Here is a 15,136-nt window from a genome sequence, read left to right as displayed (position 1 = left end):
ATACTGGCTTTGGAGAAGAGGTTTCTGTATATAATGAAGGTTCATGGGTAGTGCCAAATGGAGTCTGTGATGTAGACAATGAACTTGCAGATGAAATCATCAAGAACTCCAATTTCGCTAAGGCGGATTTCAATGCACACTTAAAGGAACATAGTTGTGAAGTTCAGCTTCCATTCCTAAAGTACTTTGACAGCAACTTCAAGATAGTTCCAATATGCATGATGGATCAATCTGTTGAAACATCTAAAGATTTGGCAAATTCCATCTATGAATCTAGCCAAAACATAGGAAGAAAAATCACTTTGATTGATAGTACTGATTTATCTCATTTTAAGTCTCAGGAAAAGACCATTGAACATGACAACCTTGTGTTTAATGAAGTGTTCGATGCAAATACTGAAGGGCTCTATCAAGTTGTAAAAAATAAACAAATTAGTATATGTGGATACGGCCCAACTATGGTAAGTATGGAATTTTCTAAAAAATTAGGCCAAAAGAACTTTGAACTCCTGCAGCATTCAACAAGTGGTGACATAACTTTGGATTATGCATCTGTTGTTGGTTATGGTTCTGGTGTATGGTATTAGATTTTTTTAAATTGTCTTTTCTTAAAGAGGGATTATGAAAAAATAATTTCAAAAAATTTAGAGGGGGATGTAAAATATGAAAACTTTTAATAAATACAGTTTGTATTTCCTAACAGCATATGCTCTTGTATTATTAGTCATCGGAATACTGATGTGGAATAGTCTTGCCATAATTCAAAAAATAATCATAATAGCAACATGTATTGTAACATTGCATGAATGGGAAGAACAGCGTTTTCCCGGAGGATTTTTTGATGTAATGTCTAGGATATGGCAAATAGATCTTTCCAATATAGACCTTCATGACATGTATGCTAAACCTGATATCTACATTTTTGCAATAACTTTTTTAGCATTGATTTTTCCAAATACTCTCTTTTTATCCTGTGCAGTACTGCTTCTTGGGGTATTTGAAGGTTTTATACATATAATGGGGATTAAGCTTGCAAAACTGGAAAAACCTTATACTCCTGGAATGATTACAGGGGAACTTTATGCCGTATTTTCTATTTCTTGCATAATCTTTCTAATTGAGTCAGGAATGACTGGTCTTATGGATTGGATTTTAGGATTTATTTGGATATTCTTAACATTTTTAATTATGGAATTCTTTGTTTGGAGAACTGCAGGCATAAGCCCTAAAGAGTTTCCAAGCAAGGTAAGATCTGTAATTTTTAATAAGGATTAAAGTTTTAGATTTTTAGTTTTTTTTAATTTAATTTAATTTAATTTTTTTTATTTTATTATTGGGATTGGTTGATTATGTCATCAAGTAAGGAATATTTGGAATACATTTTGGAGCAACTTTCAGATTTGGATGAAATTTCCTACCGGGCAATGATGGGAGAATACATTATTTACTATCGTGGCAAGATTATTGGTGGAATCTACGATGACCGTTTCCTCGTAAAACCTGTAAAAGCAGCTATTGAGATGATGCCAGAAGCAGATATGGAATTTCCTTATGATGGTGCAAAGGAAATGGTGCTTGTGGATGATGTGGATGATAGAGAATTCTTAAAAGATCTATTGGAAGCGATGTATGATGAGCTTCCAGCTCCTAAGAAAAAGCGTAAATAACTTTTTTCATCTGATTATTCTTATTTTAAATCTTCGTAAGTCCATTGTTCGAGATTTTCTACTATTAGATTCACAATTCTTAAGAATTCAAAGTCACAACCTCCACAATCTATAACAATAGCTCCATCTTCAGTCATGTAATAATCTACATCTCTTTCTTTTAAATATAAAGTTTTTTCTATTTATTGTTCAGTTATTTTTCATTTTTTTGCCAATTTTCACAGCTATCATCTTGATTGATTAGCTTTTCATGATACTTGCAAAAGAATTGGGTGCATAAGTCCATGTCAAACTCTAAATATTTGCAATTGTAACATTCTTTTTCAATATTCCTTTCCATATCTATAGTATACTTTTTATACTATTTAAGATAAATTTATAAATATATTAAATTTTATACAATTAAAAAGAATTTCAAAATCAAATATTGGATTTTAGAATAGTGAATTTTAACTTTAAAAAAATGAGGGAGAATTAGAGATGAGACATATATCAGTAGCTTCTGCACCGGGAAAGACAATCCTTTTCGGTGAGCATTCAGTAGTTTATGATGAACCGGCTATTGCAGGTGCAGTCAATAAAAGGGCTACAGTAAGCATTCGCAGATCAAATAACAATTTCTCCACATTAAAATCCAATGATTTAGGTTTTGAAGTGAAGATGGACACTCGTAGAGGAACTTATACATTAGTTAGAGGTAAACCTGGAATTATTCGATATATTCTAAATGCCATGGGGAAGTTTCATGACCACAGTGCAATTGATATGAGCTTATCCCTTAATTTGCCTATCGGTTCCGGTTTAGGTTCTTCTGCTGCTGTAACTGTCGCTACAATTGCTGCATTGCATCATTTTCATGGTGTTGAATTCAATAAGGAAACACTTGCACATGAAGCCCATGGAGTTGAAGAGGATGTTCAGGGAATAGCAAGTCCATTGGATACATTGATAAGCACCTATGGGGGATTAATCTACTTATCTCGTGAAAAGAGAATAGTCCGTTTTGACAGTCATTTGGATGCTCCATTTGTTGTGGGATTCACAAATAAGTATGGAAACACTGCTAAAATGGTTAAGAACGTAAAGACATTAAAGGAAACCTATCCTGAATTGGTCAATCCTATAATCTCTACAATGGGCAAGATTGCTAATGAGGCAAGAGTTGCAATCATAAAGAATGATGTGGAAAGGATAGCTGAACTCATGAATTTGAATCAGGGATTGCTTGACTCTTTAGGTGTAAACACTTATGAATTGTCCAGAATGATTTATACTGCTCGTGACAATGGAGCGCTAGCATCCAAAATCACTGGTTCTGGTGGTGGGGGAAGTATAATTTCCCTATGTAGGGAAGACAATGTGGATGAAGTTGCAGAGGCAATCAATGTTGAAGATAAAACAATTAAAGTCAAGTTCTCAAAGGATGGTGTTTTAGTAAATAGGAGGGCTCCTCCTTTACCTTAGATTTTGTGATTGCAATGAAAACTGTTTATAATTATTTTTCATTTTTCTAAATTTATTTTAAATATTATTTTAAATATTATTTATAATATTTTTTTAAATATTATTTTAAATATTATTTTAAAAATTATTTTTAATTATAGTGTGATTTTATGATTATTTTAAAGATTGGCGGAAGCATATTAACTGAAAAGGACTCAGCGGAACCTAAAGTGGATTATGAAAACTTGAATCGTATTGCAGAGGAAATCAGAGAGTCTTTATATGCTGAAGAAATCAGCAATGACTTGATAGATGGTCTTGTAATTGTTCATGGTGCAGGCTCATTTGGTCACCCACCTGCTAAAAAGTATCAAATTGGCCAACCTTTTGAAATGAAGGATTACCTTGAAAAGAGGATAGGATTTGCTGAAGTTCAAAATGAGGTCAAGAAATTGAATTCAATCATCTGTGAATCCTTGATTGATCATGGCATTCCAGTTATTGCAATACCTCCATCTTCCTTTATAACATCACACAATAAAAGGATTTATGATTTTGACTTGAACTTAATAAAGACATATCTTAGGGAAGGTTTTGTGCCTGTTCTCTTTGGAGATGTGGTTATTGATGATGAAGTGAAGATTGCAGTTATCTCCGGAGATCAAGTCTTGCAATACATTGCTAAGTTCCTAAAGTCTGATAGGATTGTCCTTGGAACTGATGTTGCAGGGGTTTATACTAAAAACCCTAAAACTCATGATGATGCAGTTCATATTGATGAAGTGAACTCCATTGAAGACATCAAGTTCTTGGAATCCACTACCAATGTTGATGTAACCGGAGGAATGGTTGGAAAGGTAAAAGAGCTTTTAGACCTTGCAGATTATGGAATAAGTTCTGAAATCATCAATGCAAATGAGGAAGGGGCCATTGCAAAGGCATTGCAGGGTATGAAAGTGAATGGAACTAAAATCTGCAGAAAATAATTTTAGTTCTTCATTGCTCTTTTTTACCATTATTTTTTCTTTTTTAGTATTATTTAACCTCTTTTTAAACAATTTTTTCTTAAACTACTCTATTTTTACCCAATATTTAAATATAATGAAAATAAAAAATTATAAATAGTTAAAATATATGTAATTTTCATATATTTTGAATTTAAAAAATTAGAATTAATATTAAGTCGGATTTTAATGTTTTTAAATTCATTCGGGACCTAATTAAACACGTAAGAATATTTTATTTAATTTAACTTTTATTTATAAGGGCTTTTTTAAATTTAATTTTTCTATTTATAAGAATTTTACAGTTATTAGTTTATTTTAGATATTTAAACTACTTTTAAAGGTTTACTATTTAAAAAATAGTTATATTTGATTGCTTTTTTTAGGTTTCCATGTTTGGATATTACTTAATATTAATTTAAACATATTATACTTACAGTTTATTAATTATAAAAGAGGAAACAATGATTTCAGATAGAAAATTAGAACATCTATTGATTTGTAAGAATTATGATGTTAATTATAAGGATAAGACTACAGGCTTTGAGGATATTGAATTGATCCATAGGGCATTGCCTGAAGTTCATAAAGAGGAAATTGATATTTCAACAGAAGTTTTCGGCAAGAAATTGGAATCCCCTTTATTCATTACAGCAATCACTGGAGGACATCCTGCTGCTAAGGACATCAATAAGGAATTGGCTACTGTTGCAGAAGATAAGCAAATAGGTTTAGGTTTAGGTAGTCAAAGGGCAGCTATTGTAAATCCAGAACTTAGAGACACTTATGATGTTGTAAGGGAATATGCTCCAAATGCACTTGTTTTAGGAAATATTGGAGCACCTCAATCTGATTTGGCAGAGGAAGCTATTGAAATATTGGATAGTGATATCTTAGCAATCCATTTGAACCCTTTACAGGAAGCTATTCAACCTGAAGGAGATGTTGATGCAAGAGGATACATAGATTCAATAGCTGAGATTTGCAAATCAGTTAAGGTTCCTGTCATGGCAAAGGAAACCGGTACTGGAATTAGTGCTGAAGATGCAAAGACTCTTGAAAATGCAGGAGTAAGCTTTATTGATATAGAAGGTGCTGGCGGAACCAGTTGGGCTGCTGTTGAAACCTATCGTGCAGATGACAGATATTTAGGAGAATTGTTCTGGGATTGGGGAATCCCTACTGCTGTAAGCACTGCAGAAGTAGTGAATTCTGTTGATATTCCAGTTGTCTCTTCTGGTGGTATCAGATCAGGTCTTGATGCTGCAAAGGCAATTGCACTTGGTGCAGATGCTGTTGGTATGGCACTTCCTGCACTTAAAGGAGCTTATGAAGGGCAAGACGCTTTAGTCCAAATGGTGGAAAGGTTCAATGAATCATTAAGAATTGCAATGTTTTTAGTTGGAGCTTCAAATATCGAGGAGCTTAAGAATTCAAGTCTCATCATCAAAGGAGAAACTAAAAACTGGTTAGAAGCAAGAGGCTTTGATACAAAAGCATATGCTAGAAGATAATTCATAAGATGATTATCTTAAAAAATTCTATTTTTTAATTTAAGAGTTTTAACTCTTATTTTTATATTATTTAGAATGTATTGTACTTTATAATTTGAAAATAAATATCATACTAATTATTTTACGGAAAAAAAACAAAAAGGAGGCAATAAATGACTGTAGAAGTTATTGCAATAGGTGGATATGAAGAAGTAGGAAAGAACATGACTGCAGTAAAAGTCGGTGAAGATGTAATCATCTTTGATATGGGTATCCACTTAGACAGAATAAGCATTCACGAAGATACAGATATTGATAGAATGCACAGTTTGGATTTAATCGAAAGAGGAGTAATTCCAGACGATACAATCATGAAGGATGTAGACGGTAAAGTTAAGGGAATAGTATTCTCACATGGTCACTTGGACCACATTGGTGCTGTTGCCAAATTGGCTCACAGATACGATGCACCAATCATTGGAACCCCTTATACCACTGCATTAATTGAAAAGCAAATTAAAGGAGAACGTAAATTCAAGGTAAACAATCCAATCAGACCATTAAACCCTGGAAGCAAGATCAAGTTATCCAAGGACATTACATTGGAGTTTGTACAGTCCACTCACAGTATTCCTCAAGCTGTGTTCCCTGTATTGCACACCAATGAAGGAATAATCGTTTATGCATTGGACTTTAAGTTTGACAACCATCAAAAGGTTTCCCCACCACCTGATTACAACAGGCTTAGGGAATTAGGTAGAAAGGGAGTATTGGCTCTTATTGTAGAGACTACCAATGCAATCAATTACACTGAAACCAGAACATATTCAGAAAAGGTTGCAAGAATAATTCTTGAAGACTTGATGAGAGAACCTTTAAAGGCAAAAGAAGGTATGATTGTAACCACTTTCTCATCTCATATTGAAAGGATTCAAACCATTGCAGACATTGCAAAGGACAGCGATAGGGAAATTCTATTCTTAGGACGTTCCATGGAAAGGTTCTGTGGAATCGCACAGAACTTGGGAATCTTGAAATTGCCTGCAAACGCTTATGTTTACGGATCTCCTAAAGCAGTCAATAAGGCTCTTATGAAAGCTGAAGATGATAGGGACAAGTTCTTGCTTGTAACAACTGGTCACCAAGGTGAACCTGATGCATTGCTTCCAAGAATAGCAAGTGGAAGAACTCCATTCAATGTAAAGAAAGGAGACAATGTCATATTTTCAGCACCTATCATTCCAAATCCAACCAATGCTGCAAACAGGCATATTCTTGAATCCAAACTAAAGGCAAATGGCGCAAGAATCTATGCAAATGCTCACGTTTCCGGACACGCTGGCCGTGAAGACCATAGGGATTTCTTGAGAATGCTTAAGCCTAAGCACATCATTCCTGCTCACGGTGAGCTTGAGATGTTAGTTGCTTATGGAGAGCTTGCAGAGGAAGAAGGATACAGAATAGGAAACAATATTCATATTTTAAGAAATGCACAAGCTCAGGTCTTTAATGGCCACTAGTTAATCTAATTAACTTATTTGGGCTCATTTCTTTAAAAAAATAATTATTATTAACAAATTTTAATTAAGTATTTAATTAAGTATCAATAAATATTATGCTAGAGGGAGAATTATGTCTGATGTTACTGATGTCTTAAAACAATATTCAAAAGATGTTGTAAAAACCATTGAAGAGAATCTTAGTGTTATTGAACCACAGGATTTACAGGATGCTTGTCTTTACTTAACTAAAGCTGGCGGTAAAATGCTTAGACCAGCTCTTACTTTAATCTCTGCAGAAGCAGTTGGAGGAAAAAAGGAAGATGCATTGAAAACTGCTGCTGCTTTAGAGCTTATTCATACTTTTTCACTTATCCACGACGATATCATGGATGATGATGACATGAGAAGAGGAATGCCTTCCGTACATAAGGTATGGGATGAACCTGTAGCTATTTTAGCAGGAGATACCTTATTCTCAAAAGCATTTGAAATGGTAATTGATTCAAAAGAGGAAAATGCAAACCCTGCAAATGTTGCAAATGCATTAGCTACTGTTGCAGATGCTTGTGTAAAAATCTGTGAAGGTCAAGCTTCCGATATGAGCTTTGAAGGAAACTTTGATGTGAAGGAAGCGGAATATTCTGAAATGATCTTTAAGAAAACCGGTGCATTGATTGCTGCAGCTACTAAAGCAGGAGCAATTATGGGTGGAGCAGATGATGAAACTGTCAACGCATTATATGAATACGGCCGTATGATTGGTACTGCTTTCCAAATTCAAGATGATTACTTAGATGTAATCAGTGATGAGGAAGACCTTGGAAAACCTGTCGGAAGTGACATTGCTAAAGGTAAAATGACTCTTATGGTTGTTAAGGCATTAGCTGAATCTGAAGGCGAAGATCATGAAAGATTGCTTGAAATCTTAAAAGAAGAAAATTCTTCACAAGAAAACATTCATGAAGCTATTGATTTATTCAATAAATATGGCTCCATTGAATATGCTCACAATCTCGCTTTAGAAAACGTTGATGGCGCTAAGAAAGTACTCGAAATATTGCCTGACTCTGAAGCCAAAGCAATGCTTATCGCTTTAGCCGATTTTGTTATAGACAGGTCTTCTTAATTTTAGTATTTTCTTATTTTATTATTTTTTTTTAATTATTTTCATTATTAATTATTCTTAAATTTTGTATCTATTTTTAACTTATTTTCATTTTCTTACTTTTTTTAAATTTTTGCATCGATTTTTACTTTTTTTAATCCATTTTACCCTCATTTTATAAGTTTTTTAAGTTAAGTTTATAAATAATTTAATTTAAATTAATAATTATAATAAGCTATTTTATTACTAGTTTTAAAAAAATTAGTTAATGGGGAGGTTTATGTGGATTTAAGACGTTTATTAGTGGTATTGTTAGTGATTGCTGTGGTTTTGGTTAGCTCTTTCTTTTTATTGAATTATGATGAGACTGTAAAATATAATAGAGTTAGCCTTACAAACACTTCAAGCATAGAAATGCCAATAAGTGATCAATCTACAACTGCTGTGGTTCATAATGGAATTAACCTTATTAATGACACTAAGCATGATTTAACAGTGATGTATTTCAATAGCGCACAAGGCAATCAGGTTGCCGCGGTTGAATTGGAGTATATCCGTAATGATTTTATATCAAATTCCGTTCAGGAAACATTAGGAAATCAAGCCATTTGGCATAATGAGGAAAATGGAACTTATATGGCTTTCATTGGAAATCATGTAACCCATGACAACATTTTGATTATATGTAAAGATCCTGAAATGTTGGAGCATATGATTACTTCTGTAAAATATCAATACTTCAATGAAGAAACAAACAGTACAGAAACCATAACCGGAGATAATGCAAGTGCTGTTGATAATGCAAGTGCTGCTGTCGACAGTACTAAGTCTGCTTCCAATCAATCTTCATCAAGCAATGTGCCTGCAGGTTATTATTGGTCTGGTCAGGATGCAGATTATATTAGAGAATATGATGATGCTAACGGTGTTCATCATATAGACCGTCTACATGGTCCTAATGAAGCTATTGACACAGTAAACAATAAGCATTATACAAATGGTGTAGAAGATACAGAGGCCTATAATAAAGATTTTAATTAATTTTAATTATTTTCTCTTTCTTCTTTTCTTTTTTAATTTATTTTGATTATTATCTCTTCTTTATATTGTTTTTTTCATAAATATTATATGTCATATGATTTTAGAGTAGTGTCATTAAATTTAAGAACGAAACCTTTATATACTAGTTTGTGTATAATACTTATTGTGATTAGAAAAAACTTAAGTAAAATTAAGTCTTGCTTATTTTTTCAATCATTAAAAGTTTCATTAAAATTTAGAAACTAAAAAAATGTTTCCAAATAGTGAATTGGTGCAGATTCAACCTCTCTAAAATGTTTGACTTTAACACCTTTTGCTTTGATTCGTTATTCATATGTATGCACTAAATTTTAATGGTTGAAAAAATAAGATCTAATCCAAATCAATATCCAAATTAATATCAAATAAATTATAAAAAAATGGTTAATTAAAAAGCTGAAATCAATCTTATGTTATTCATAAGCTAAGGAATATAAACTGGGGGTGAATTATATTCCTTCTTGTTTGAATAGGAATTGGGGGTGATTCTTATTCAATCATGTGCTTATGAAACTTTGATTATTTCGATTGATGTCCATGGAATATAATTTGGGGGTGAATTATATTCTTTACGTTTGGGATAGGAATTGGGGGTGATTCTTATCCTCAGGAAAAAAGGTAATGGGGGTGTTATCTTTTTTCCCTTAATCTTTAATCATTTTATTTTTTCATTTCCATAATCTCTTTTTTTATTAATTATGCCCTTAACTTTAAGAACAAGTAATTATATAATAATATATAGAAATATTGTTATGTTTTTATTTTAATCCATTAGGTGAGTATATGATTAAAAAATATAAGTTTGATGAGATTGCAGACATTTTCACTGGAATTAGAGTCAAACGTTATCAAAAAGGAATTACAGTAGAGCAGAAAGTGTTGAAGAAGACATATGAAGACAGCTCAAAAATTGAAACTGATATTGAACTTGTTTCTGAGGATATAAATCCTAAGTTTTACTCCAGGAAAGATGACATTGTGATCTTGCTTGCAGGATCTACTGTAAGCAAGCTTGAAGAGGAGGGAATAATCATCCCTATGTATTATGCTGTTGTAAGGGTTAGGGAAGGATTTGATGTGGATTTCATCTACCATCTTCTTAAAAGTGACATTTTTCCAAGGGAATTGCATAAAATCGTGGAAGGAACTACCTTAAAAATCATTAAAACCACTCACCTAAAAGAAATTACTTTACCTATACCTGATTATGAAACTCAAGTGAAATATGGAAGATTATTTAAATTGATGGACAAAAGAATCAATCTAAACCAGGAATTAATTGAATTGGAAAGACAGAATGAGAAATTGATCATGAAGAACTTATTGGAGAGATTAGGGGATAAGTGATCTTTAAGTTGATGATTATAATTATTTAAATTTGGGGTTATGATATGGAGAATGTTTTAGGACGTCAATTATGGTCCATTTATGAAGATTTGAAAAGGGAAAAGAAGATTGGTTTCTTAACTGATGATGAGTTTCAAAAGTATTTCCTAGGTTTCATTTCCTATAAGTATCTATCTGAAAAACTAGAGGCTTACATTAAAAACAGATTAAAAGCGAAAAACATTAATTTTGAAGAAGCCTATAATCTTAAAGCTTATAAAAAATCCTTAAGAGAAAAGTCCATTAAAGATATAGGGTACTTTTTAAGACCTAATCTCTTATATAGAAACATTGTCTCTTCAAAGAATTATGGAAATATTATTATAGAGGAATTGGATAAGGCATTCACAGAAATCAGCGATTCTTCAGTGGGAAGAGAAAGTCAAGAGGATTTCCAGAACCTATTTGAAGGAGTGGACTTATATGCATCTCAATTGGGGAAGACAATAGATGATAAGAATCGTGTTGTATTCAATATATTGGATGCATTGGGGCCAGTTAATTTTGATTTGGATAAGGAAAGCAGGAACAACACTCTTTTAAGCAAATCAATTCTTGACAATAGAAAATTCAATAGATCTGATTATTCATATTCAAGGGATAAGCGTTACAGAAAAATGAATAACATTAAGGCGGATTTCGACTCTTTAAATTTCTTAGTTGATAAAAAAATGGAACGTGATTTAATAGAGCCTAATTATTCTATAGAAGAGAATAGCTTAGATCATGAAATTTCAGAGGAATACAGTTTAAAAAAGGATAGCTATCACAAAGATGAAACTTATGAAAAGTATATCGATGATTTGATTGGAAACAGTTTTGAATATCTATTGAGTGAGTTTTCCTTGAATTCATCAAATTCCTCAGATTACTATACTCCTAATGAGGTTTCCACTTTAATAGCAAAATTGATTTCTTCCCAGAAATCAAAGCTTGAATCCGTTTACGATCCATGTTGCGGTTCAGCTTCCTTGCTTTTAGAGATAAATAAGGAATTGCCTTGTGATTTTATCTGTGGTCAGGAACTTAACGCATCATTCTATAATATTGCAAGGGAAAACATGATTCTGCATAATATCCATTATAAGGACTTTGACATAAAGCAAGGGGATAGTTTGGAGCAGCCACAGCATTTGGATTATACATTTGATGCTGTAGTGTCTCAGATTCCATTTAACTCCAGATGGACCGCTGACAGGAGTTTTCTTGATGATGTAAGGTTTTTGGAATATAATATTCTTCCTCCACATTCAAAAGCGGATTATGCATTCATTCAGCATATGCTTTATCACTTGAATAAAGATGGAATAATGATTGTCGTTGCTCCTCATGGAGTTCTATTCAGGTCTGCAGCTGAAGGAAAAATAAGAAAGATGATTGTTAGAAGATTCAATTATCTTGATGCAGTCATTGGACTACCTGCAAACATGTTCTACAGCACAAATAATCCTGCTTGTATGATGATCTTTAAGAAAAACAGGAAATCTGATGATGTTCTCTTTATTGATGCTTCCAAAGGATTTGATAGAACCAAATTAATCAACTATTTGCAGGAAGAGGATATTTCTAAAATCGTAAGCACTTATAGGAATAGGGAAGAAATAGAAGGTTATTCCCACAGAGCAAGCTTAAATGATATCAAAGAAAATGATTTCAATTTAAACATTCCTCGTTATGTTGATACTTACGAAGATGAAGGTGAAGACATCGACTATGATGAGTTGGTATCAAGACATAAATCTGTAAGTGATGAGATTAATATGGTTACAAGAGAGATTGAAGAGACCTATAGGGAGTTAAACATTGAAAATGACTTATTTAGGTAGATTTTGATATTCTCTTTTTTATCTTTTTTTTAAATTATTTTTTCAAACAATCTTTTTTTATTTTTTTCATTTTAATTAATTTTATTTAATTTAATTTAAATTCGATTTTATTTTATTTCATTTTAATTAATGATTTTATTTTTATTTATTTATTTATTTTCAAATGCTCTTGGAACAAGGGTTTATATTTATTTAAATAATATTATAATCAAGGAACGTGTATTTTTTGGTGAAACAATCTTATTGTCTTAAGATAAATTCATTGGATTATACAGTTTCCTCTTATCGGAAAATACTTAAAACTACGAGTTTAATCAAGGATTTATTATGGGATTATTCATTAATTAATACATAATATCTCTTTGATAAAATTCTTTTGATTATTCTAAATAATACTTTAAAGAAATCATTACATTCGTCTTATCTCTATTTGGAATAATCAAATTTTTTTATAAATAAAATAGATTAATATTTTACTTTTTTTAATTATATTTTACTTTTTTTAAATTTATTTGAAATTTTTAAGAGTAAATAGCTAGTTTTTTGCGCTATTGATAGATAACTATTTATATAGTTAAAAAATAAAATATATTCATAGAATTATTAACTATACTTTTAGAATATTCTTTTAACATATCACCCCCTTTACATTAGTTTCTAGTTTTCTTTTTTTGGTATAGTTATTAATTCAGGTTTAGAGCTTAGATTTTTTTATCTAAGTTCTAAACAATAATCTTTTTTAATTAACTTTTTTTAAATTTTCATAAATATTTAATAATGTGAAAAGTCAATATTATAATTGTTATTTTTATAAAAATTTATCCAATTTTGATAGGTGAAAAAATGAGTAAAACTTATATTTTTGGTCATAAAAGTCCAGACACTGATTCAATTACCTCTAGCCTTGTTATGGCTGATTTGGAAAGCAAATTAGGTAATGATGTCGTTGCATGTAGATTAGGAAGTCTTAACAAAGAAACTGAATACGTATTGAATTACTTTGATATTGAAGCTCCGGAATTAATTGAAAAAGTTGAAGATGGTGCAGAAGTTATTCTTGTAGATCATAACAGCCCAAGCGAATCTGTTGACAATATAGAAAATGCAAAGATTTTAAAGCTTGTAGACCATCATAAAATAGCTTTTGAAACTTCTTACCCATTATTTATCAGAACAGAACCTGTAGGATGTACTGAAACTGTTTTATTAAAGTTATATAAGGAAAACGGATTCACTCCAGATAAAACCATTGCCTCCTTAATGTTATCTGCAATTATTTCTGACACCTTGCTTTTAAAATCTCCAACTACCACTGAAGATGATAAGGAAGCAGTAAAAGAGCTTGCAGAAATCGCTGAAATTGATTATGAATCTTATGGATTGGAAATGTTAAAGGCTGGAACTGACTTGTCCAGTTTCTCTATTCCTGAAATCTTAAGCTTAGATGCAAAGCAAATTGACTTTAAAGATGTAAAATCCATTGTAAATCAAGTGAACACTGCAGATATTACTGATGTAATGCAAATGAAAGGTGATTTGGAAGCAGGCATGGAAAAGATCATTGAAGATGAGAATTTAGACTTATTTATGCTTTTAATCACTGATATTGTTAACAGCAATTCTCAAGTAATTGCGCTTGGTAAGGATGCTGCACTTGTAGAAAAAGCTTATGGTGTAAAATTAGAGGATAACACTGTCTTATTGGAAGGGGTTGTTTCCCGTAAGAAACAAGTGGTTCCTATAATGACTGAAAATGCTTAAATGGCATTTTTGGTTTAATTTTTATTTTATTTTTTGATTTCGTTTTTTTAAAATATTTTATTATGAGGGGGTAAAAAATGTCAAAGTTTTGTCCAAATTGTGGTCATGAAAATAAGGATGTTGCAACATTCTGTGGAAATTGTGGAAGTAAATTGGTTTCTCCAGATTTCAGCACCAATTTAAGGGATAATGGATCTTCCACTAATAATTCAACTACCACTACAACAACTACAACTACTTCAAATGCTAGCAGCTCTTCCAGTTCCAATGATCTTGGTTCTGTATGTTGTGGTGTGCTTATAATATTATTTATAATAATTCTTATCATGTCAATAGGATAATTTAGGGATAGAATGGATTTCAATCAATTTGGGGACAATTTAGAGGATTCCACTAATTTTCTAATAGAAAAATTAAGTGAATTGCATCCTTGGGATGATGAATGGAAATACGATATTGCAGTTAAATTGGTTCCCATATATGTAGAGGAAATCGATAAATTCAAGGAATATCTGGAATCCGTGGGCTTGGATTTCACCGAAGAGAATTTCGATAATATCCTTAAGTTCTCATCCATTTTGACAAAGGATCAAGTCAAGCTTCTATTTATGGGGGATTTGGCTGATATCCCATTGATTTATGATGGCAAATACTTAAGTGATGATGAAAGGATTGACTTATTGGTTGAATACAAGACACGCTTAAGGAAAGTAGAGCCTAACTTGTATCTGTTCTTTAATCATGTGGAAAATTACTTGGATTAGCTATTTTTTAGCCCTAAATTCCTTGATTCTTTTTTTTTCTTATTTTTATATTTTTAAAACTTTTTTAGCTATTTTTATATATTTCGAAAAACATATTATAATTAA

At 31.7% G+C, this 15,136-nt stretch carries 15 protein-coding genes; 14 read left to right on the top strand and 1 reads right to left on the bottom strand.

The genetic code is table 11. The annotated features are described in order from the left end of the window. The 3 genes from amrB to ACJMLB_RS02010 all read left to right on the top strand — a co-directional run. The coding region (gene amrB, locus ACJMLB_RS02020; RefSeq protein ID WP_405323199.1) for an AmmeMemoRadiSam system protein B at nucleotides 1–587 on the top strand (587 nt) is incomplete at its 5' end. A gap of 259 nt (nucleotides 588–846) precedes the next feature. Then, complete coding sequence (locus ACJMLB_RS02015) at nucleotides 847–1,275, top strand: hypothetical protein (protein ID WP_405323197.1); 429 nt, start codon at nucleotides 847–849, stop codon at nucleotides 1,273–1,275. Between the two features lie 74 nt (nucleotides 1,276–1,349). Then, nucleotides 1,350–1,667 (top strand): TfoX/Sxy family protein, encoded by a 318-nt coding sequence (locus tag ACJMLB_RS02010; RefSeq protein WP_405323195.1) that lies wholly within the window; start codon nucleotides 1,350–1,352, stop codon nucleotides 1,665–1,667. A gap of 193 nt (nucleotides 1,668–1,860) precedes the next feature. Here ACJMLB_RS02010 and ACJMLB_RS02005 read toward each other — a convergent pair whose 3' ends face one another. Further along, nucleotides 1,861–2,007 (bottom strand): hypothetical protein, encoded by a 147-nt coding sequence (locus ACJMLB_RS02005; protein ID WP_405323193.1) that lies wholly within the window; start codon nucleotides 2,005–2,007, stop codon nucleotides 1,861–1,863. A 140-nt stretch (nucleotides 2,008–2,147) separates the two neighbouring features. Here ACJMLB_RS02005 and mvk point away from each other — a divergent pair, with 140 nt between their 5' ends. The 11 genes from mvk (at nucleotide 2,148) to ACJMLB_RS01950 (ending at nucleotide 15,031) form a co-directional block, all read left to right on the top strand. Continuing rightward, nucleotides 2,148–3,131 (top strand): mevalonate kinase, encoded by a 984-nt coding sequence (gene mvk, locus ACJMLB_RS02000; protein WP_405323191.1) that lies wholly within the window; start codon nucleotides 2,148–2,150, stop codon nucleotides 3,129–3,131. Nucleotides 3,132–3,280: 149 nt separating this feature from the next. After that, nucleotides 3,281–4,096: an isopentenyl phosphate kinase gene (locus ACJMLB_RS01995; RefSeq protein WP_405323188.1), complete on the top strand. Its 816-nt coding sequence runs from the start codon at nucleotides 3,281–3,283 to the stop codon at nucleotides 4,094–4,096. Nucleotides 4,097–4,578: 482 nt separating this feature from the next. Further along, nucleotides 4,579–5,628 (top strand): type 2 isopentenyl-diphosphate Delta-isomerase, encoded by a 1,050-nt coding sequence (fni, locus tag ACJMLB_RS01990; RefSeq protein ID WP_405323186.1) that lies wholly within the window; start codon nucleotides 4,579–4,581, stop codon nucleotides 5,626–5,628. A 152-nt stretch (nucleotides 5,629–5,780) separates the two neighbouring features. Continuing rightward, the gene (locus tag ACJMLB_RS01985) at nucleotides 5,781–7,127 is read left to right on the top strand and encodes an RNase J family beta-CASP ribonuclease (protein WP_295604649.1); all 1,347 of its coding nucleotides are present in this window, start codon (nucleotides 5,781–5,783) and stop codon (nucleotides 7,125–7,127) included. 112 nt (nucleotides 7,128–7,239) lie between these two features. Next, nucleotides 7,240–8,235, top strand: a complete 996-nt coding sequence (idsA, locus tag ACJMLB_RS01980; protein ID WP_405323184.1) for a short chain isoprenyl diphosphate synthase IdsA — start codon at nucleotides 7,240–7,242, stop codon at nucleotides 8,233–8,235. Nucleotides 8,236–8,496: 261 nt separating this feature from the next. After that, complete coding sequence (locus tag ACJMLB_RS01975) at nucleotides 8,497–9,255, top strand: hypothetical protein (RefSeq protein ID WP_405323182.1); 759 nt, start codon at nucleotides 8,497–8,499, stop codon at nucleotides 9,253–9,255. An 822-nt stretch (nucleotides 9,256–10,077) separates the two neighbouring features. After that, the gene (locus ACJMLB_RS01970) at nucleotides 10,078–10,641 is read left to right on the top strand and encodes a restriction endonuclease subunit S (RefSeq protein WP_295604643.1); all 564 of its coding nucleotides are present in this window, start codon (nucleotides 10,078–10,080) and stop codon (nucleotides 10,639–10,641) included. A 44-nt stretch (nucleotides 10,642–10,685) separates the two neighbouring features. Next, nucleotides 10,686–12,506 (top strand): type I restriction-modification system subunit M, encoded by a 1,821-nt coding sequence (locus ACJMLB_RS01965; protein WP_296855592.1) that lies wholly within the window; start codon nucleotides 10,686–10,688, stop codon nucleotides 12,504–12,506. Between the two features lie 843 nt (nucleotides 12,507–13,349). After that, nucleotides 13,350–14,267, top strand: coding sequence for a manganese-dependent inorganic pyrophosphatase (locus ACJMLB_RS01960; protein WP_405323179.1), 918 nt, complete (start codon nucleotides 13,350–13,352; stop codon nucleotides 14,265–14,267). A gap of 77 nt (nucleotides 14,268–14,344) precedes the next feature. Beyond that, nucleotides 14,345–14,608, top strand: a complete 264-nt coding sequence (locus tag ACJMLB_RS01955) for a zinc-ribbon domain-containing protein (RefSeq protein ID WP_405289090.1) — start codon at nucleotides 14,345–14,347, stop codon at nucleotides 14,606–14,608. Nucleotides 14,609–14,620: 12 nt separating this feature from the next. Beyond that, entirely contained in the window at nucleotides 14,621–15,031 is a 411-nt protein-coding gene (locus ACJMLB_RS01950; protein ID WP_405289088.1) for a hypothetical protein, read from the top strand. The last annotated feature ends 105 nt before the right edge of the window (nucleotides 15,032–15,136 follow it).

The sequence above is a fragment of the Methanobrevibacter sp. genome (assembly GCF_045114555.1).
Classification (GTDB): Archaea; Methanobacteriota; Methanobacteria; order Methanobacteriales; family Methanobacteriaceae; genus Methanobrevibacter.
This window is presented reverse-complemented; position numbering and strand designations above follow the sequence as displayed.